At 67.8% G+C, this 18343-nt stretch carries 17 protein-coding genes, 1 tRNA gene, 1 other RNA gene and 1 pseudogene; 3 read left to right on the top strand and 17 right to left on the bottom strand.

The annotated features are described in order from the left end of the window. Window positions 1-20: 20 nt before the first annotated feature. Together AC1U7O_RS15745 and AC1U7O_RS15740 are read right to left on the bottom strand one after the other, a co-directional pair. Window positions 21-1070, bottom strand: coding sequence for a rod shape-determining protein (locus tag AC1U7O_RS15745; protein ID WP_479895818.1), 1050 nt, complete (start codon window positions 1068-1070; stop codon window positions 21-23). A 69-nt stretch (window positions 1071-1139) separates the two neighbouring features. Then, a complete protein-coding gene (locus AC1U7O_RS15740; RefSeq protein ID WP_479895817.1) occupies window positions 1140-1583 on the bottom strand; it encodes an RDD family protein in 444 nt (147 codons plus the stop codon). A gap of 217 nt (window positions 1584-1800) precedes the next feature. Between AC1U7O_RS15740 and AC1U7O_RS15735 the strand changes: the two genes are divergently transcribed. After that, window positions 1801-2496 carry a SurA N-terminal domain-containing protein gene (locus AC1U7O_RS15735; RefSeq protein ID WP_479895816.1) on the top strand — a complete coding sequence of 232 codons (696 nt, stop codon included), beginning with the start codon at window positions 1801-1803 and terminating at the stop codon, window positions 2494-2496. A gap of 118 nt (window positions 2497-2614) precedes the next feature. On the opposite strand, the gene queA is transcribed toward AC1U7O_RS15735, so the two are convergent. The 12 genes from queA to ilvB all read right to left on the bottom strand — a co-directional run bounded on the left by queA (window position 2615) and on the right by ilvB (window position 15651). Then, a complete protein-coding gene (gene queA / locus AC1U7O_RS15730; RefSeq protein ID WP_479895815.1) occupies window positions 2615-3634 on the bottom strand; it encodes a tRNA preQ1(34) S-adenosylmethionine ribosyltransferase-isomerase QueA in 1020 nt (339 codons plus the stop codon). After that, window positions 3634-4833: a SpoIID/LytB domain-containing protein gene (locus tag AC1U7O_RS15725; protein WP_479895814.1), complete on the bottom strand. Its 1200-nt coding sequence runs from the start codon at window positions 4831-4833 to the stop codon at window positions 3634-3636. The genes queA and AC1U7O_RS15725 overlap by 1 nt, the downstream gene beginning before the upstream one ends. Beyond that, window positions 4827-5069 carry a DUF2905 family protein gene (locus AC1U7O_RS15720; protein ID WP_479895813.1) on the bottom strand — a complete coding sequence of 81 codons (243 nt, stop codon included), beginning with the start codon at window positions 5067-5069 and terminating at the stop codon, window positions 4827-4829. The genes AC1U7O_RS15725 and AC1U7O_RS15720 overlap by 7 nt, the downstream gene beginning before the upstream one ends. A gap of 2 nt (window positions 5070-5071) precedes the next feature. After that, window positions 5072-6085, bottom strand: coding sequence for an aspartate-semialdehyde dehydrogenase (locus tag AC1U7O_RS15715; RefSeq protein WP_479895811.1), 1014 nt, complete (start codon window positions 6083-6085; stop codon window positions 5072-5074). Between the two features lie 20 nt (window positions 6086-6105). Continuing rightward, window positions 6106-7326 carry an NHL domain-containing protein gene (locus AC1U7O_RS15710; RefSeq protein WP_479895810.1) on the bottom strand — a complete coding sequence of 407 codons (1221 nt, stop codon included), beginning with the start codon at window positions 7324-7326 and terminating at the stop codon, window positions 6106-6108. A gap of 2 nt (window positions 7327-7328) precedes the next feature. Further along, window positions 7329-8405 (bottom strand): 3-isopropylmalate dehydrogenase, encoded by a 1077-nt coding sequence (gene leuB, locus AC1U7O_RS15705; protein ID WP_479895809.1) that lies wholly within the window; start codon window positions 8403-8405, stop codon window positions 7329-7331. 53 nt (window positions 8406-8458) lie between these two features. Continuing rightward, complete coding sequence (locus tag AC1U7O_RS15700) at window positions 8459-10012, bottom strand: 2-isopropylmalate synthase (RefSeq protein ID WP_479895808.1); 1554 nt, start codon at window positions 10010-10012, stop codon at window positions 8459-8461. Window positions 10013-10315: 303 nt separating this feature from the next. Next, a complete protein-coding gene (gene pssA / locus AC1U7O_RS15695) occupies window positions 10316-11104 on the bottom strand; it encodes a CDP-diacylglycerol--serine O-phosphatidyltransferase (protein ID WP_479895807.1) in 789 nt (262 codons plus the stop codon). Beyond that, window positions 11086-11775: a phosphatidylserine decarboxylase family protein gene (locus AC1U7O_RS15690; RefSeq protein ID WP_479895806.1), complete on the bottom strand. Its 690-nt coding sequence runs from the start codon at window positions 11773-11775 to the stop codon at window positions 11086-11088. The genes pssA and AC1U7O_RS15690 overlap by 19 nt, the downstream gene beginning before the upstream one ends. Window positions 11776-12216: 441 nt before the next feature. Beyond that, complete coding sequence (gene ilvC / locus AC1U7O_RS15685) at window positions 12217-13230, bottom strand: ketol-acid reductoisomerase (RefSeq protein WP_479895900.1); 1014 nt, start codon at window positions 13228-13230, stop codon at window positions 12217-12219. A 109-nt stretch (window positions 13231-13339) separates the two neighbouring features. Then, window positions 13340-13858, bottom strand: coding sequence for an acetolactate synthase small subunit (gene ilvN / locus AC1U7O_RS15680; RefSeq protein WP_479895804.1), 519 nt, complete (start codon window positions 13856-13858; stop codon window positions 13340-13342). A gap of 17 nt (window positions 13859-13875) precedes the next feature. Then, on the bottom strand, window positions 13876-15651 hold the full coding sequence (gene ilvB, locus AC1U7O_RS15675; RefSeq protein WP_479895802.1) for a biosynthetic-type acetolactate synthase large subunit: 1776 nt from the start codon (window positions 15649-15651) through the stop codon (window positions 13876-13878). 310 nt (window positions 15652-15961) lie between these two features. Here ilvB and AC1U7O_RS15670 point away from each other — a divergent pair. Then, window positions 15962-16177: pseudogene (locus AC1U7O_RS15670) on the top strand (glutaredoxin family protein); the annotation flags it as partial. Window positions 16178-16198: 21 nt separating this feature from the next. On the opposite strand, the gene rnpB reads toward AC1U7O_RS15670, so the two are convergent. Further along, an RNA gene (gene rnpB, locus AC1U7O_RS15665) (RNase P RNA component class A) lies at window positions 16199-16629 on the bottom strand. 121 nt (window positions 16630-16750) lie between these two features. Here rnpB and rnhC point away from each other — a divergent pair. Beyond that, window positions 16751-17428: a ribonuclease HIII gene (gene rnhC / locus AC1U7O_RS15660; protein WP_479895800.1), complete on the top strand. Its 678-nt coding sequence runs from the start codon at window positions 16751-16753 to the stop codon at window positions 17426-17428. Here the strand turns inward: rnhC and AC1U7O_RS15655 are convergent. Continuing rightward, window positions 17425-18180 (bottom strand): zinc ribbon domain-containing protein, encoded by a 756-nt coding sequence (locus tag AC1U7O_RS15655; RefSeq protein WP_479895799.1) that lies wholly within the window; start codon window positions 18178-18180, stop codon window positions 17425-17427. The genes rnhC and AC1U7O_RS15655 overlap by 4 nt on opposite strands. Before the next feature lie 30 nt (window positions 18181-18210). Then, window positions 18211-18287: transfer RNA gene (locus AC1U7O_RS15650), tRNA-Ile, on the bottom strand. Window positions 18288-18343 lie beyond the last annotated feature (56 nt).

Genomic DNA, 18343 nt, shown 5'->3' with positions numbered 1-18343 from the left:
CCGCGCGCCGGATGGACCCCCTACCGGGAACTGCCGCACTGCGACATCACGGAGACCTTTCGCAGGAGATCCAGCTCGTCGAGGATCTTGCCGACCCCGAGCACGACCGAGGTCAACGGATCGTCGACGGTGATGATGGGCAGATTCGTCTCCTCGCGAAACCGCGTGTCCATGCCCTTGAGCAGGGACCCCCCTCCGGTGAGCACGATGCCGCGGTCGATGATATCCCCCGCCAGCTCCGGGGGCGTGTTCTCCAGCGCCACCTTGATCGCGTTCACGATCGTCCCGATCGGCTCCTGCAGCGCCTCCCGAATCTCGGCGTCGTCCACCATCAGCGTGCGCGGGATACCCGAGATCAGGTCCCGCCCCTTGACCATCATGGTCTTCTTTTCCTCGAGGGGGTAGGCCGACCCGATCTCGACCTTGATCCGCTCGGCCATGTGCTCGCCGATGAGGATGTTGTACTTCTTCTTGACGTAATTCATGATCGCGTCGTCCATCCGGTCGCCCGCGACCTTCACCGATTCGCTGTAGACGATGCCGCCGAGCGAGATGACCGCGATGTCCGTCGTGCCCCCGCCGACGTCCACGACCATGTTGCCCGACGGCTCGGTGATCGGCAGCCCCGCGCCGATCGCCGCGGCCACCGGCTCTTCGATCAGATAGACTTCCCGAGCCCCGGCCAGCTCGGCCGAATCGCGGACCGCCCGCTGCTCGACCTGGGTGATGCGGGACGGCACGCCGATGATGATGCGCGGCCGGACGAACGTGCTGCGGTTGTGCGCCCTCGTGATGAAGTACTTCAACATGCGCTCGGCCATCTCGAAGTCGGCGATGACGCCCTCCTTCATCGGACGGATGGCCACGATATTGCCGGGGGTCCGGCCGAGCATCTTCTTGGCCTCGGCCCCCACGGCCAGCACCTTCTCGGTGCGCTTCTCCACCGCCACCACCGACGGCTCGTTGAGGACGATCCCCTTGCCCTTGACGTAGACGAGGGTGGTCGCCGTGCCGAGGTCGATGGCCAGATCGTTGGAAAACCAGCCCAGTACGTCGCCCGTCAGTCCCACCGGTGCATCCTTTCCTCGTCCTGACCCGCAAAGCGGGGGCCGGCCGGCCGCCCGCGGCCGGCGGACCGCTCAGTCGGGTCGGTCGAGCTCCCCCGCGTCCAGCACCTGCGTGTGCGCCATCTCATCCCCCAGCCGCAGCCCTTGGGTGTTGCCGATGATGAGCAGGGCCTCGAAGCCCGTGATCGCCATGGCGAGCAGCCACCCGATGTAGGGGAGGGGAAACAGCAGGTAGGCCAGCGCGAGGGGCAGGTTACGAATGATCGACTCCTTGAAGCCCGCGGCGTCCTTGCCGGGGCTGATGACCGTATGCAACCCGATGAGTCGTTTCCCGATGCTCTGCCCGCCCGAAAATCCGTCGGCGATCAACACGTACATCAGCCCGGCCAGCCACCCCGCCGGTGGAGCCACGTGCCCCACGGCGGCCGCCAGAATGGCATCCACGAACTTGGCGATGAACCGATTAAGAATTTGTGCCTTGGGAATCACCCCCAGGGCTAGAGGGGTCGGCTCCACGGGCGTTCCCCCGGGTCCACGCGCGTAATTAGCGGACAAGTATAACAAATCAACAAGGGAAGCACAAACGAGCCGGCCTCCGCCCACGGAGGACCCGGACCGTGCTCGATCCAGGCTGCAGTCCCGGCACCCGGTGCGGGGGCGGCCCTTGCCTTCCCGTCACGACGGCGGGTACAATTTCACCGTCTCGCTCCCTTCCACCCACCCGGAGGCGCCGATGATCAAGCTGATGCGCGAGGGCGCGCGCAGGTACCCGTGGCTGCTCAAGTCCATCATGGGGATTCTGGCCGTGGCCTTCGTGATCACGATGGGCTGGTGGGGTTTTACCGAGCAGGAGTCGAACGCGGTCGCCTCCATCGGAGACCTGAGCGTCAGCCGCGATGAGTACCGCCGGACCTACGAGAGCACCTATCGCTTCTACCGGGACAAGGTGCAGGGGGACTTCAAGGAGGAATCCCTCAAGCAGTTCGTGATCGACGGACTGGTCGAGAACAAGCTCTGGACGATCGCGGCCAGGGAGCTCGGCCTCTCCGTCTCGCCCGACGAGCTCCGGGATTCCATCATGAAGATGGAGGAATTCCACCGGAACGGAAAATTCGACCCGGAGCTGTACCAGCGGCTCCTCGCCGTCAATCACCTGACGCCAGCCACGTTCGAGTCCCTCCACAAGGTGGAGCTGCTGGCGGAGAAGGCCCGGAGCGTCATCCGCGACTCGGTGGCCCTGACGCCTTCCGAGGTGGCCGAGGCCCAGACCATGATGGCCCGCCAGGCCCAATCGGACGCGGGGAGCGCGGCGGCCCATGAACGTATCCTCCAGGATTTCCTCTTCCAGAAGCAGCAGCGGGCCGTGGCCGCCTACAAGGAAGCCCTCAAGGCCAGGGTTCCCGTCCAGATCCACAAGGAATTCCTCTGAGCCGGCCGCCGGCAGGTCTCCCACCGCCCCATCATACCGGCGAGCGCCGGAATCCAGATGGCCCTCGCATGATCCCGTCCGCGGCGACGGCCTCCCAGCCCACCGGCGGCTGTTTCGCTCAGAGAATCAGCATCGCATCCCCGTAGCTGTAAAACCGGTAGCGCGCCTCGATCGCTTCACGATAGGCCGCGCGCAGCGCCTCGACACCGACGAAGGCCGACACCAGCATCAGGAGCGTCGTCCGCGGCAGGTGGAAGTTCGTGAGGAGGCCGCCGACGCAGCGGAACCGGTAGCCCGGCGTGATGAACAGGCCGGTCTCCGATCGGCAGGGCCGGACCGTGCCCGCCTCGTCGGCGGCGGACTCCAGCGCCCGCACGACGGTCGTCCCGACGGCCAGCACCCGACGCCCCTCGGCCCTGGCGTGATTGACCGCGGTCGCGGCCTCCTCGGACACGATCAGTTGTTCCGTCCCCATCTCATGGTCCTCGACGCGCTCGGCCGTGACCGGCCGGAACGTCGCCGGCCCCACGTGCAGCGTCACCCTGGCCGTCGTCACCCCCCGCGCCCTGAGTCCGTCCAGGACCCCCTGGGAAAAATGCAGGCCGGCCGTGGGCGCGGCGACGGCCCCCTCCTCCCGCGCGAAGATCGTCTGGTACCAGTCACGGTCCGCCGGCGTCGGCGGCCGCTTGATGTAAGGAGGCAGCGGGATCTGCCCGTATGCCCTGACTAAGTCCGGGATCGGCCGACTGCCCGCGACGGTGATGAGCCCGCCCGGCGAGGCGGCACCCGCCACCGTCAGGCAGTCGCCCGGGCCCACCTCAATGACCTGGCCGGGCCGCACCCGGCCCTTGACCATCGCTTCCCAGGCCCCATCCCCGGCCGGACGCAGTACCAGCAACGTCACGCGGCCGCCGTGCGGGCGCTTGCGGCCGGCGAGGGCCGCCGGCACCACCTTCGTGTCGTTGACCACGACCAGATCGCCCGGATCGAGCAGGTCCGGAAGGTCCGTCACGTGCCGGTGGGTCCGCGGACCGCCGCCGCGCGGAACGACGAGCATCCTGGCCCGGTCCCGCGGCTCGACGGGGTGATCGGCGATGAGTCGAGGATCGAAGGGAAAATCGAACTCGTCGAGGCGCATCAGCGGAGCGCGCGCTGTGGGGATGCGGTCGGCCGCTGCAGGGCCAGCTCGGTGCCCGGGAAGAAATACCCGAGGATCGTCTCGTAACCGTACCCGAGGGCCGCCATTTCCTTGGCGCCCCACTGGCAGAGCCCGACGGCATGGCCGGCGCCTCGCCCGGCGAAGACGACCGACTGACCGGCGATCCGCGCGTCGAACTGCGTGCTGGGGAGGACCGTGTAGCCCACCGCCTTCCTCAGCTCCTCCCCGCGCAACACCAGCTCACCGCCCGAATGGAGAATCCGCAGTCGGACCACCCGGCCGGCCCGGCTGTAGTCCATCGGCGTGAGCGCGGCGATCGTGCCGACCGCGAACCCCTGCCCCCGCAACGCCGTCTCCACGTCGGCCGTCCGAAGCTCGGCGCGCCACTGGTAATAGGGCGAGCTCATGTCGAAGGGACAGTCCACGCCCTTGAGGTAGGGAAACTCCTTGGACCAGACGTTCACCGCGTCCTCGGTCGGCCCGGCCGCGGTGGAGGAGAAGGCGGAGAAGATCGGCTCGCCCCCGTACGTGAGCACCAGCCCCCGCGTCGCCTCGACTGCCAGCTCCACGCGCTCGTCCCGCTTGCGGCGGCCGCGATAGACCTGGTCCTGCGTGCTCGCCGCCACGTCGTAGTCCCGCCCCGCCGCGGACTTTCGCTGGTAGAGGGCGTAGGTCCTGGCGACGATCGCCTGGACCTTGAGGGCTTCGATGTGCCAGGCGGAATTCATCTCGGCGGGGACCACCCCCTTCACGTACTCCTCGAGGTCCACCTCGTTGACGACCGCCAGGGCTCCGCCTCGCGCCGTGACCGTGACCCGGCCGGCTACCACGACCGGGCCTTCGGGCGGCGGGTGGGCCCCGCCGTTCTTCCCGCCGCCGACGGCGGTCAGGGTCAGCTCGCCGCCCTCCGCGTGCAGCGTCAGGCTGCCCGCCCGCAGGCCGCGGTCCTTCACCTCCACGGCACCGCCCGAGGCCTGGAGCACGAGGGGAGCGGCGGACGTCCGCTCCGTGCCCCCCGCCAGCCGGATCGCGATGCCCCCCTCCGAGGCGACGGTCAGACGACGGGTCTCCTCGAACAGGAGCACGCGGACGTCCTCCCCCGCCAGAGCCGGCGCCGCGGCGGCGACCGCCGTGCAGGCGAGGAGCCACGCCGCCGCCCGTGTTGCCGTCTTCACCATTTCGAGAGCAGGTACAGGATGAGGCTCAACACCACGCTGAGCAGCAGGCTGGTCGCCAGGGGAAAGTACAAGGTGACGTGATCCTGTTTGATGAAGATATCGCCGGGGAGCCGGCCGAGCCAGCCGAGCCCGCCGCTCCCGAGAAACCGCCCGGCCAGCACGAGGAGCAGGCCGATGAGGACGACGAACCCGCCGGCGACGATCAGCGCCTTACCCAGGCCGCTCCAATCCGACATGGTCACCTCGTCAGCAGCTCGGCGATCTGGACGGCGTTCAACGCCGCTCCCTTCCGGAGATTGTCCGCGACGATCCAGAGGTTCAGGCCGTTGGGGATGGACTCGTCCTCCCGGATCCGTCCCACGTAGACCTCGTCCTTCCCCGCCACGTCCAGCGGCATCGGGTAGACCTTGCGCGCGGGATCGTCGTAGAGCTGGACGCCGGGAGCGATCGAGAGGACGGCGCGTGCCTCGTTGGCCGTCAGCGGGCGTTCGGTCTCGATGTTGACCGCCTCCGAGTGCCCCACGTAGACGGGCACCCGCACCGTCGTCGCCGTGACCTGGATCGAGTCGTCACCCATGATCTTCCGCGTCTCGTGGAGGAGCTTCATCTCCTCCTTCGTGTAGCCCGAGGGGAGGAAATCGTCGATGTGCGGGAGGCAGTTGAACGCGATCTGGTAGGGGTAGACCTTGGGCGCCGGCTCGCGGAAGCTGAGCAGGTCCTTGCACTCCTCGAACAGCTCATCCATCGCCTCCTTGCCGGTCCCGGAGACGGACTGGAAGGTGGTCACGACGACCCGCCGGATCTTGGCCCGATCGTGGAGCGGCTTGAGCGCCACGACCATCTGGATCGTCGAGCAGTTGGGGTTGGCGATGATGCCGCGGTGGCGCTCCACGTCGTGCGGGTTGACCTCGGGCACGACCAGGGGCACGTCCTTTTCCATCCGCCAGGCCGCGCTGTTGTCGATGACGACCGCCCCGGCCGTTGCGGCGATGGGCGCGAACTCCCGGCTCACGTCGCTCCCGGCCGAGAACAGCGCGAGGTCCACCCCCTCGAAGGCGTCTTTGGTCAGCACTCGGACGGTCACCTGCGCCCCGCGAAAGGTCACGGTTCCTCCGGCCGAGCGCGAGGAAGCGAGCGGGACGAGGGTCCCGACCGGGAACTTCCGCTCCTCCAGCACCTCGATCATCTCCGCGCCGACCGCGCCCGTGGCCCCCACGACGGCGACGGTGTACGAATCCTTCTTCTGGAACATGATGGCTGTCAGGTCCTCCTTCAGACGGCCGCGATCACGCGAACCCGATGGTTGAACGTATCCGCGACGTAGATGTTCCCCGCCTCGTCCACCGCCACGCCGAAGGGATAGTTCAAGCCTCCGCTCGTCGGCGGCCCTCCATCCCCCGAGAACTGCGCGACGCCGGTCCCCGCCACCAGCGTGATGATTTTCTTCCGACGATCCCAGCGGCGGATGAGGTGGCTGTCCGAGTCGGTGATGAGGAGGTGCCCCTCCCGCTCGATCGCGATGCCGTAGGGCCGGGAGAGGCTCGTCGAGAACTCGCCCGGATGGCCCTGGTACCGATACTCGCTCCCGTCCCCGGCCACGGTGCTGATGAGGCCGGACTCTGGATCGACGCGGCGGATCCGCCCGTTGAAGGTGTCCGCGATGTACAGGGCGCGGTCCGGCCCGACCGCCAGCCCGCTCGGGCCGGCGAGCGAAGCCTCCGTCGCCGACACGCCGTCGCCGGAGTAGCCCGACTCCCCGTTGCCGGCCACCGTCCGGATGGTCCCCGTCGCCAAATCCAGGCGGCGGACCCGGTTGTTGCTCTGGTCGGCAATGTAGAGGCCTCCGCGACCGTCGAGGGCCAGGGCCGAGGGCTCGTTCAACGCGGCCGCCGTTCCCGGTCCCCCGTCGCCCCCGAACCGCCGCTGGCCGGTGCCCGCCACGGTCGTGATGGTCCCCGTCGTCGCGTCCACGCGCCGGACGCGGTGGTTCATGGTGTCGGCGATGTAGAGGTGGCCCTCCGCGTCCACCGCCACCGCCGAGGGAAAGTTGAGCGTCGCCCGCAGCGCCGGACCGCCGTCGCCGTGAAACCGCCCGGCGCCGGCCGTCCCCACGACGAACCGCACGGTCCCGCTCAGGTCCGTCACCTGCACGTAGTGATCCGACTTCCGCGGAACCGGGTCCGCCAACGGATCGTCCTCCGCCTCGGGCGGGGGCCCACCCGGCACCGGCCCCGCGGCCGCCCTCTCCGCGCCGTCGCGCGAGCCGGCCACGGTGACGATCACCCCGGTCGCGAGGTCCACCCGCCGCACGAGATGGTTCTCGGCGTCCGCGATGAACAGGCCGCCCAGGCCGTCGAGGGCGAGGCTCTTGGGCTCGTTCAGCCTCGCAGCGACCGCCGGGCCGCCGTCGCCGGCACATCCCGGCTCGCCGGTCCCGGCCAACGTCCCGATCGTGCCGGCACGGATCATGAACGGCCGGGCGAGCGCCGCCATAGTCAGACCTGCGGCAGGTTCTTGACGATCGCATCGCCCATCTGGGCGGTGCCGACGAGAGTCGTGCCCGGGCCGTGGATGTCCTTCGTGCGGTAGCCCTGCTCCAGCGTCCGCACGATCGCCCGCTCGACGGCCTCGGCCTCCTTGTCCAGCTTGAAGGTGTACGAGAGCATCATGGCGACCGAGGCGATCGTCGCGATGGGATTGGCGATGTTCTTCCCCGCGATGTCCGGGGCGCTCCCGTGGATCGGCTCGTAGAGGCCCGCGTGGGCGCCGAGGCTGGCGGAGGGGAGCATCCCGATTGAGCCCGTCAACATGGCCGCCTCGTCGCTCAAGATGTCGCCGAAGAGGTTGGTCGTCACGAGGACGTCGAACTGCTTCGGGTTGCGGACGAGCTGCATCGCGCAGTTATCCACGTACATGTGGTTGAGCTGGACGTCGGGATAGTCCTTGGCGACCTCGATGACGACCCGCCGCCAGAGCTCCGACGACTCCAGCACGTTCGCCTTGTCCACCGAGGTGACGAGCTTGCGCCGCCTGCGCGCCGCCTCGAAGGCGACCGTGGCGATGCGTCGGATCTCCGCGGTCGTATAGACCTCGGTGTTCACGCCGCGCTCGCCGTCGGGGGTCTTCTCGATGCCCTTCGGCTTGCCGAAGTAAATCCCCCCCGTCAGCTCGCGCACGACGAGCAGGTCGATGCCCTCGATGACCTCGCGCTTGAGCGTGGAGGCGTCGGCGAGCATCGGGTACAGCTTGGCCGGCCGCAGATTGGCAAACAGGCCGAGCTGCTCGCGGAGGCCGAGCAGCGCTCGCTCCGGGCGCACGCTGTAGTCCAGCCCCTCCCACTTCGGCCCCCCCACCGCGCCGAGCAGCACGGCGTCGCTCCGCTTGGCCAGCGCCAGGGTCTCCTGCGGCAGCGGCACGCCGAATTTGTCGATGGCGCGCCCGCCCACGTCGGCCGGCGCACACTCGAAGCGGTGCCCGAACCGCTCCCCCACCGCCCGAAGCGCCTTGATCGCCTCCGGCACGATTTCCTGTCCCACGCCGTCGCCGGCCAGCACCGCAATCGTCGCGTTCACGCTGATCGCTCCTCCCTCTGTGGGGCTCCGCGCCGCGCCACTCTACCCCGCCCCTACTGCCAAATCAAGCCGGCCTTCTGCTCCGGGTCGAAGTGCTTGGAGGCCCAGAACGCCAGCTTGTTCAAGGCGTTGAGGTAGGCCTTGGCCGAGGCCACGATGATGTCCGTGTCGGCCCCATGACCCGTCGTCGTCTTGCCGCCCTCTTCGACCCGGACCGACACCTCGCCCTGCGCCTCCGTGCCGCCGGTGATCGCCTCGACGGCGTACATGAGCAGCCGGCTCTTGGTCTTGGTCATGGCAGCGATGGTGCGGTACACCGCGTCCACCGGCCCGTCGCCGGTGCCAGTCTCGCTGACGGCCTTCCCCTCGATCTCCAACTCCACCCGGGCCGTCGGCACCCGGCTGGTCCCGCTCTCGACGTGGAGGCCCTTGAGCACGAACCGCTCCGGCACCTTGGCGAGCTCCTCCGACACGATCGCCTCCAGGTCCTCTTCGTAGACTTCCTTCTTCTGGTCCGCCAGGCGCTTGAAGCGCTCGAACGCGCGGTTGAGCTCCGCGTCGGTCAGCTTGTACCCGAGCTCCTCCAGCTTCTGCCGGAACGCGTGCCGGCCGGAGAGCTTGCCCATCACGAGCTTGCTCTGCACCAGCCCCACGGACTCTGGCCGCATGATCTCGTAGGTGCTCTTCTCCTTGAGCAGCCCGTCCTGGTGGATGCCGGAGGTGTGCGCGAAGGCGTTGGCGCCGACGATCGCCTTGTTCGGCTGCACGACCATGCCGGTGACCTTGCTCACCAGCCGGCTGGTCTTGATGATCTCCTCGGTCCGGACCCGGGTGTCCGCCCCGTAGAAATCCTTGCGGGTCCGCAGGCCCATCGCGATCTCTTCGAGCGAGGCGTTGCCGGCCCGCTCGCCGATCCCGTTGATCGTGCACTCCACCTGTCCGGCGCCCGCGAGCACGGCCGCCAGCGAGTTGGCAACGGCCAGGCCCAGGTCGTTGTGGCAGTGGACGGAGATCACGGCGCGGTCGATGTTCCGGACCTTCTCGCGAATACCGCGGATCAGGGCGCCGAACTCCTGCGGCGTCGTGTAGCCGACCGTGTCGGGAATGTTGAGCGTCCCGGCGCCGGCCTCGATGACGGCTTCGAGGACCTCACGCATGAAGGCGGGGTCGGAGCGGGTGGCGTCCATCGGCGAGAACTCCACGTCCTCGACGTAGCTGCGGGCGAGCGCCACCATTTCCACGGCTCGCTTGAGCGCCTCCTCCCGGGTCATCCGGAACTGGTGCTTGAGATGGATGTCCGAGGTCGAGAGGAAGGTGTGGATGCGCACCTTCGGCGCGCCCTTGAGCGCCTCCCAGGCCCTGGTGATGTCCTCGGGCCGCGCCCGGGCGAGGCTGCAGACCGTCGGGCCCTCCACCTCCTGCGCGATGCGCCGCACTGCCTCGAAGTCGCCCGGCGAGCTGTAGGCGAACCCCGCCTCGATGATGTCCACGTTGAGGCGGGCCAGCTGCTTGGCGATCATCACCTTTTCTTCGACGTTCATGCTGGCGCCCGGGGACTGCTCCCCGTCACGCAGGGTCGTGTCAAAGATCCGGATCATGCGCGTCATGGCCCCGCCTCCCTCCGAAAAACAAAAAGCCTTCCTCCCGGCCAGGGACGAAGGCTTGCGCGCTCCGTGGTACCACCCTGATTCGGCGACCGGCGCCCCCTCGCGCCGCCGCCCTTCATTCGACCCGTGACGCGGGTCCGGCGGGGTCCGCTACTCGACTTCACGGACCCGGCTCCGAGGCGAGTTCGGCGCTTCGCGGGCTGGCTCGCACCGCGTCCGCCACGGCGGCGGACTCCGCCAGCTCTCTCCATACCGCGATCGACGCCTACTACTCCTCTTCCCAGCCGTTCTGCCGTCGTGCCGTCAGTCCTTCGTCTCCGTCGACGTCTGGTCCACGCCGGACGGTCCTCGTCTGCCGAGGGCCTTCCCCACCAGCGAGACGCCCTTCTCCACCGGCCCGAGCAGCGCGTAGCCGCCGGCCAGCACGAACAACATCACCTGCGGCCAAGCGATCACGAGCATCAGGCCCAGGATGGCCCACACGAGATAGTCGAAGTGTTGTCCCCCGCCGAACTTCAGGTCCTTGAAGCTCCGGTACTTGACCGTGCTGACCATCAAAAAGGCCAGCAGCAGGGTCATGATCAGGAGCGCGACCGGCTTCGTCTGGCCGCCCATGCGCAGGATGTGACGGTCGAAGATCACGAGCGTCGCGACGACGCTGGCCGCGGCCGGAATCGGCAGCCCCGTGAAATACTTGCTCTCCGAGGCCGCCACCGTCACGTTGAAGCGGGCCAGCCGCAAGGCGCCGCAGGCCACGAACGCGAACATGACGGCCGCGCCGGCCATGTCGTTCGCGCTCAGCGCCCAGGAGTAGACGAGCAGCCCCGGCGCGACGCCGAAGGAGACGAGGTCGGCCAGCGAGTCGTACTCCACGCCGAACTGGCTGGTGCTGTTCGTCCACCGCGCCGACTTGCCGTCCAGCATGTCAAAGACGATCGCCACCAGGATCGCGATCGCGGCCGCCTCATAGTTGGCGTTGAACACGGCCAGGATCGCGAACAGTCCACTGAACAGGTTGCCGGTCGTCAGCAGGTTGGGGATGAGATAGACCCCCCGGCGCCGCCGGGGCTCCTTCAGGAACGTTGCGCGCATGTCGCCCCTCCCTCCTGCCGCGGCGGAAGCTCCGCCAACACCGTCTCGCCGCCCTTCACCCGTTCCCCCACCCTGACGCGCACCCGGCTGCCGCGGGGAAGAAAGGTATCCATCCTCGACCCGAAGCGGATCAGCCCGTAGCGCTCCCCCCGGCGCACCGTCTCGCCGGGCCGCGCCCAACACACGATCCGTCGGGCGATCAACCCCGCCACCTGTACGCAGAGGAGCTTGTGGCCCTCCGCGGTGCGGATCATCAGGGCGTTCTGCTCGTTGTGCAGCGTCGCCTCCGGCCGGTTGGCCGCCAGGAAGCGCCCCGGCTGGTAGGCGATGTCCGCCAGCGTGCCGTCGCAGGGAACGCGGTTCACGTGCACGTCGAAGACGTTCAGGAAGATGCTGATCCGGATGCCCCGGTCCTTGAGGAACCGCGGTTCATCCTCTTCCTCGACGGCGATGACGCGGCCGTCCCCCGGCGACACCACCAGGCCGGGTCCGACGGGCGGCACGCGCGCCGGATTCCGGAAAAACCAGGCGGCGAACAGGGTGCCGGTCGCGAGCAGCAACGAGGGAACGCCCCACCCCGCCAGGCCGGCCGCCGCCGCCGCCGCGCCCGCGCCGGCCACGAAGGGCAGGCCCTCCCTGACGATCGGAATGCCCTCTGCACGGTCCGCCATCGCTTCGCGTACCCAGGTCGTCAGTCTTCAGCGCTCACGGGTCGGTCGAAGACGCCCCACTGACGACCGACAACGTCTCTGGCAGGCTGTCGAACAACTCTTTTCAGTCTCGCACAGCCACCACGGCCCAGGATTCCAGACGGAACCGGAATCGCTCGCCGGATGGTCAAAAAGGCCGCCCAGCAAGGCCGCCTGCCCGCCGGCAGGCAACGAGCGAAGAGGCGAGGCGTACTCTTTGCCGTCCGTTGAGCCTCTGAGCGAGGTGAGCACGCCGCTGGCGGACGTTTTCAACATCTTGCCAGTATTGCGTCCCACAAGTTCGTGGCATCGTCATGCCGGCGGAAGCCGCCGTCCAGGACCTTGCCACGTCCCTGGATTCCGGCTCGCGACCGCTCAGCGGCCTTGGCCGGAACGACAAAAGGAATTTCCGGGACCCCCACACTAGTTCTTGCTCTTGTCCACGAGCTTGCCCTGCTTGAGCCATGGCATCATCGCGCGCAGCCTGGCGCCCACTTCCTCGATGGGGTGGGCCTCGCCCTTCTTGAGCAGGGCGTTGTACACGGGCCGATTGGCCTGGTTCTCCAGCACCCACTCCCGTGCGAAGCGGCCGCTCTGGATCTCGTCGAGGATCCGGCGCATCTCCTGCTTGGTCTCCTCGGTGACGATGCGCGGCCCGCGCGTCACGTCGCCGTACTTGGCGGTCGTGCTGATCGAGTACCGCATGTTGGCGATGCCGCCCTCGTAGATCAGGTCCACGATCAGCTTGACCTCGTGCAGGCATTCGAAATAGGCCATCTCCGGCGAATACCCCGCCTCCACCAGCGTCTCGTAGCCGGCCTGGATCAGGGCGGTCAACCCACCACAGAGCACCACCTGCTCGCCGAAGAGGTCGGTTTCGGTCTCCTCGCGGAACGTCGTCTCGATGATGCCGGCCCGGCCCCCGCCGACGGCGCTCGCGTAGGCGAGCCCGACCTGCCGCGTGTTCCCGCCCGGGTCCTGGTGAATCGCGAGCAGCACGGGCACGCCGCTGCCCTTGACGTACTCGGAGCGGACCAGGTGGCCGGGGCCCTTGGGGGCGACCATGAACACGTTGACGGTCGGCCGCGGGACGATCTGGCCGAAGTGGATGTTGAACCCATGGCCGAAGGCCAGGTAGCCGCCGTCCTTGAGGTTCGGAGCGATGTCCGTCCGGTAGATGCCCGCCTGCGCCTCGTCGGGTGCGAGCAGCATCACGACGTCAGCGCCGCGCACCGCGTCGGCCGTCGGCATGACCTTCAGTCCGCTCGCCTCGGCCTTCTTCCACGAGGGCCCCTCGCGCAGGCCGACCACCACATCCACGCCGCTGTCCTTGAGGTTCAGCGCGTGGGCGTGGCCCTGGCTCCCGTACCCGATGATGGCGACCTTCCGGCTCCGAATCTGCTGCAGGTCGGCGTCCTTGTCGTACTGAATCTTCATCATGATGGTCGGCTCCAGTTCGGATTGGGAGGGCGGTGTACGGCGAGGGACCGGGGAACCCGCCGCGGATAGCCGGCCCCGCCTCTTGTCCCGGGTCCCCGGCCCGGGTTCAGTCCTTGGCGACCCGCTTGGGCTGCGAAACCGCCGGGCGGATCGGCTCGCGCGCGATCGCGACCCGTCCGGTCCTGACCAACTCCTTGATCCCGAGCGGCTGCAGCAGGTTGATGATCGCCTCGATCTTCTTGATGTCGCCCGTCACCTCGATCGTGTAGGTGCTCGGCGTCGAGTCGATCACGTTCGCGCGGAAGATGTCGGTGATACGCAACGCCTCGGCGCGGTCCTCCGGCTTCGTGTGAACCTTGATGAGCGCCGTCTCGCGCTCGACGAACTCGCTCTCGTTGAGGTCCACCACCTTGATGACGTCGATCAGCTTGTTGAGCTGCTTGACGATCTGTTCGATGATCCGATCGTCCCCTTTGGTGACGATGGTCATCAACGAGGTCGTGGGGTCGAGCGCCGGGGCGACGGACAGGCTCTCGATGTTGAACCCGCGCCCGCTGAAGAGCCCGGCCACGCGAGAGAGCACGCCGAACTTGTTCTCGACCAGCACCGAGATGATGTGTTCCATGCGTCCAGCGCGCTCCGTCAGGCCGTGAGGACCGTATCCTTGTCTTCGGGCACGACCGGCGCGCCCGCCGCCTGCTTCTTCTTGAGCTCCGGCGGATCCTCCAGGATCATCTCGTGGTTGCACCCGCCGGCCGGGATCATCGGGTAGCAGTTTTCGAACTGGTCCACCGGCACGTCCACCAACACGGGTCCCGGCGCCGCCAGGGCTTCCTTGATGATGTCGTCCACTTCCGACACCTTGGAGGCCCGGAGCCCGACCGCACCGTACGCCTCCGCCAGCTTCACGAAGTCCGGCACCCGGTCCAGGTAGCTGGAGGCGTAGCGTCCTTCGTAGAACAGGTCCTGCCACTGACGGACCATGCCGTGGAAGCGGTTGTTGATGATGAACAGCTTCACGGGGAGCTTGCTCACCACGGCCGTCGCGAGTTCCTGCATGTTCATCTGGACGCTGCCGTCGCCGGCGATGCAGAGCACCAGCTTGTCCCGGAAGGCCGCCTGGGCGCCCCTGGCGGCCGGGAAGCCGAATCCCATCGTGCCGAGCCCGCCGGAGGTCAGCCATCGCCGCGGCTTTGCCAGCTTGAAGTACTGCGCCGACCACATCTGGTGCTGTCCCACGTCGGTGGAGACGACGGGGTCACGGTCCTTGGTCAGCTCGTAGAGGCGCTTGATCACGTGCTGGGGCTTGATCGCGCCGTCGGGGTCCTGGCGGTAGGCCAGGGGATGCGCCTGCTTCCATTCGTTGATCTGGTCCCACCAGGGTTTCCGGAGCGCCTGCTGATCCCCGTTCACCGACGCCTTGAGGATCGTGTTCAGCTCCCGGAGCACGCGCTTGCAGTCACCCACGATCGGGATGTCCACGTGGATGTTCTTGCGGATGGACGTCGGGTCGATGTCGATATGGATGATCTTCGCGTGCGGGCAGAACTCCGACACCTTGCCCGTCACCCGGTCGTCGAACCGTGCGCCCACCGCGATCACGAGGTCGGAGTAGTGCACCGCCATGTTGGCCCAGTAGGTGCCGTGCATACCCATCATGCCGAGGCAGAGCGGGTGCTCGCCGGGGAAGGCCCCCAAGGCCATGAGCGTGAGATCCACCGGGATGTTCGTCAGCTCGGCCAACTCGATCAGTTCCTCCGACGCCCCGGAGAAGACCACGCCACCGCCCACGTAGAGGACCGGCTTCTTCGCCTTCGCGATCGCCTCGGCCGCCTGCTTGATCTGCCACTTGTTCCCGTCGTAGGTCGGGTTGTACCCGCGGATGGACACGGAGCCGGGATACTTGAACTCGGCCTTGTCCATGGACACATCCTTCGGGATATCCACCAGGACGGGGCCCGGGCGTCCCGTCGTGGCGATGTAGAAGGCTTCCTTGATCGTCACGGCCAGGTCGTTGACGTCCTTCACCAAGAAGTTGTACTTGGTGCAGGGGCGGCTCAGGCCGACGTTGTCCGCCTCCTGAAACGCATCGTTGCCGATCAGGCTGGTCGGGACCTGCCCCGAGATGCACACGAGAGGAACCGAATCCATGTAGGCGTCGGCCAGGGCCGTGATGACGTTGGTCATGCCGGGGCCAGAGGTCACGAGCGCCACGCCGGCCTTGCCGGTCGCCTTGGCGTAGCCCTCGGCCATATGGCCGGCCGCCTGCTCGTGCCGGGTCAGGACCACCTCGATGTCCTTCTGCTGGTGCAGCACGTCGAAGATCTTCAGCACGACCCCGCCCGGCAGGGCGAAGATGGTCTTGACCCCTTCCCGCTTCAGACACTCCAGGAAGATTTCGGCGCCGGTGAGTTTCATAGGCCCCTCGTCAGTGCTAGAGTTACGGTCACACCTTGTAATCCCAGGACCCTGTCGGCCGAACACCGCGCGAGAATCGACGGGCCACGGAAGGCGCTGAAAAACAAAGGGATAGGGTTCGCCATCCTACCATCGTGCCTTGCGGCGAGTCAATGGAAAACTCCCGTCCCGGGCCCGGTTGAGCCCGAAGCCGGCCCCTGTCTCCACACCCAGTCAAGTCGGGGAACGGCTTGAGCTGACAGGGAAAATCCAGTACGGTGCGGTCGTTCCGCGCCGCTCCCTCAATGTCCCTGGCCCTCTTTGAGGAGACATGGTCACGGTCACCGTCCTCTCCCGGCCCGGCTGCCACCTGTGCGAAGTGGTCCTCGCGACGGTTCGGCTCGTCAACCTGACGCACCCCTTCGTCCTCGAGCACGTGGATGTCGAGAGCGACCCCCGGCTTGAGGCTCGCTACGGGACGAGAATCCCCGTCATCCTGATCGACGGAGCCGAGGCCCTTTCGGGGCGGGTCACCGACGGGCAGTTGCGGTGGGCGTTGAAAAAGGCGCGCTGGAGCCGGCCTGTAAGCCGGATTCTGTCCCGTCTGAAGGAGACCCTCAGACGGCGGTGATCATTTCTCTGGGACCCGGATTGCTCCGGGCCTCAAGCGACCTACCCGAGGACTTTCGGCCGGGCCAGCCGTTCCTGGACCCGCCCGAGGGCGGGTCCAGGGCGTCCTCCTATTTGGTCTTGCTCCGGGCGACGCTTACCGTGCCGTCTGTGTCGCCACAGACGCGGTGGGCTCTTACCCCGCCGTTTCACCCTTGCCTGATCCGAAGGCGACGCAGATGGGGCCCATGTCACCCCGGCCATCGGCGGTCTGTTCTCTGTGGTGCTGGTGTCGGATCGCTCCGCCTGGGGATTACCCAGCGCCCCGCCCGTGGAGTCCGGACTTTCCTCCCACCGGGGAACCCGATGGGCGACCACCCGACCTGCTCCAGCGCGCGGGATGAGTATACCGGCCGGGGGCGGTCGGTTCAAGGCATTTGACCGCCCGCGGACGCTCTGCTAGAGTGCGCCCCCCAGTGAGCCGCAACCCGCCCCAGTCGCAACGATCACCATGACCCCGCCCGACATCAGCACCGCCCCGAGCCGGATCGGCATCGACGAGTCCGGCAAGGGCGACTATTTCGGCCCCCTCGTGATCGCCGCGGTGTTCGTGGACCGGGCGGCGGAAGGGGACCTCAGAGTCATGGAGGTCCGGGACAGCAAGCGCATCTCCGACGGCCGCATCCTGGAGATGGCCCCGGACATCCGGCAGGTGTGTCCGCACAGCGTGGTCGCCATCGGCCCGCAGCGCTACAACGAGCTGTACGCCAAGATCAAGAACCTGAACCGGCTGCTCGCCTGGGGCCACGCCCGCGCGCTGGAAAACCTGCTGGAGCGGGTGGACTGCGGGCTGGCCATCTCCGACCAGTTCGGCGACGAGCGGCTGATCCTCAACGCGCTCCAGCAGCGGGGCAAGCAGGTCGAGCTGCAGCAACGCCCCAAGGCCGAGTCGGACCTGGCCGTGGCCGCGGCCTCGATCCTGGCGCGCGCCGAATTTCTGCTGCGGCTGAAGCGGCTGTCCGACGAAGTGGGGACGACGCTCCCGAAGGGCGCGTCGAGCGCGGTCGAGCTGGCGGCACGGATGGTGATCAAGAAACACGGGCGGGAGCGGCTCGGCACGGTCGCCAAGCTGCACTTCAAGACCACGCAGGCCGTGCTGGCGGGAATCGAAGCAACCGGGGCGGGTTAATCGTCGGTGCGGCTCGCGGCGGGAGCCGAGGCCGCGCCGACCGCAGGCCGCTCCCCTTCCCAATAGAGCATCCGGTGGCAGTAGCTGCAGGAGAGCAACTCCTGCGCGCGCTTGACCTCCGCCACCAGTTGCGGCGGAAGCTGCAGCCGGCAGCCGGTACAGATGCCGTTCCGCACGGGCACGACCGCCACGTCCTTCCGCATCGCCTTGATCTTGTCGTAGCGCTCCAACTGGGCGGGAGTCAACGTCGCCGCCACCGTGCGGCGCTTCTCTTCGAGCTGGGCCAGCTCGGCGACGAGCTCGGCCGAGAGGGCCCCCAGGCGGTCTCGCTCGCTCGTGAACTGCCGTTCGGCCTCGGCCGCGGCCTCCCGCGCCTGCTTGACGTCCTGCTGCAGCTTCTCCAGCCGCTCCATGAGCAGGAGAATCTGCTCCTCCACCTCGCCCTTCTTCTTGTTGGCGACCTCGATCTCGAACTGGCGGGCCTGGTACTCCTTGTTGCTTTTGAGCTCGCTGAAGTCCCGCAACTTGCGGATGTGCGCCTCCTGCATCTCCAGGTCGCGCTCCTTGTCGCGCCGCTCCTTCGCCAGCGCCTCCGAGGACGACGTCGCCAGCTTGAGCCGGGCCTGGGCCTCCTTGAGGGGCGCCTCGGCGGCCTGCAGCAGCTCCGGCGTTTTGCGTTCCTGGTCCTTGATCTCTGTGATCCGGCGATCGAGAGTCTGGAGTTCGATGAGCGACGCCAGGTGTGCGTTCAATGCGACCTCGGCAACGATAGGAACCGTGGATGGTGGGCCCACCAGGACTTGAACCTGGGACCAACTGATTATGAGTCAGCCGCTCTGACCACCTGAGCTATGGGCCCCCGTGCGATCCAGGGGATCAGCGACACAGCCGGGCCATCAGCGGGCGCGGCATTGT

It is taken from the genome of Candidatus Nitrospira neuquenensis (genome assembly GCF_979578155.1).
Note: the sequence above shows the minus strand (reverse complement) of the source record. Positions and strands in the feature narration are given on the sequence as shown.

Excerpts from the sequence above, each read along its gene's own strand:
- AC1U7O_RS15690 (WP_479895806.1), bottom strand. The coding sequence starts at position 11,775 with ATGGCGGACCGTGCAGAGGGCATTCCGATCGTCAGGGAGGGCCTGCCC.
- AC1U7O_RS15725 (WP_479895814.1), bottom strand. The coding sequence starts at position 4,833 with ATGGTGAAGACGGCAACACGGGCGGCGGCGTGGCTCCTCGCCTGCACG.
- AC1U7O_RS15700 (WP_479895808.1), bottom strand. The coding sequence starts at position 10,012 with ATGACGCGCATGATCCGGATCTTTGACACGACCCTGCGTGACGGGGAG.
- ilvB (WP_479895802.1), bottom strand. The coding sequence starts at position 15,651 with ATGAAACTCACCGGCGCCGAAATCTTCCTGGAGTGTCTGAAGCGGGAA.
- AC1U7O_RS15710 (WP_479895810.1), bottom strand. The coding sequence starts at position 7,326 with ATGGCGGCGCTCGCCCGGCCGTTCATGATCCGTGCCGGCACGATCGGG.
- queA (WP_479895815.1), bottom strand. The coding sequence starts at position 3,634 with ATGCGCCTCGACGAGTTCGATTTTCCCTTCGATCCTCGACTCATCGCC.
- AC1U7O_RS15720 (WP_479895813.1), bottom strand. The coding sequence starts at position 5,069 with ATGTCGGATTGGAGCGGCCTGGGTAAGGCGCTGATCGTCGCCGGCGGG.
- ilvC (WP_479895900.1), bottom strand. The coding sequence starts at position 13,230 with ATGAAGATTCAGTACGACAAGGACGCCGACCTGCAGCAGATTCGGAGC.
- AC1U7O_RS15735 (WP_479895816.1), top strand. The coding sequence starts at position 1,801 with ATGATCAAGCTGATGCGCGAGGGCGCGCGCAGGTACCCGTGGCTGCTC.
- ilvN (WP_479895804.1), bottom strand. The coding sequence starts at position 13,858 with ATGGAACACATCATCTCGGTGCTGGTCGAGAACAAGTTCGGCGTGCTC.
- rnhC (WP_479895800.1), top strand. The coding sequence starts at position 16,751 with ATGACCCCGCCCGACATCAGCACCGCCCCGAGCCGGATCGGCATCGAC.
- pssA (WP_479895807.1), bottom strand. The coding sequence starts at position 11,104 with ATGCGCGCAACGTTCCTGAAGGAGCCCCGGCGGCGCCGGGGGGTCTAT.
- AC1U7O_RS15715 (WP_479895811.1), bottom strand. The coding sequence starts at position 6,085 with ATGTTCCAGAAGAAGGATTCGTACACCGTCGCCGTCGTGGGGGCCACG.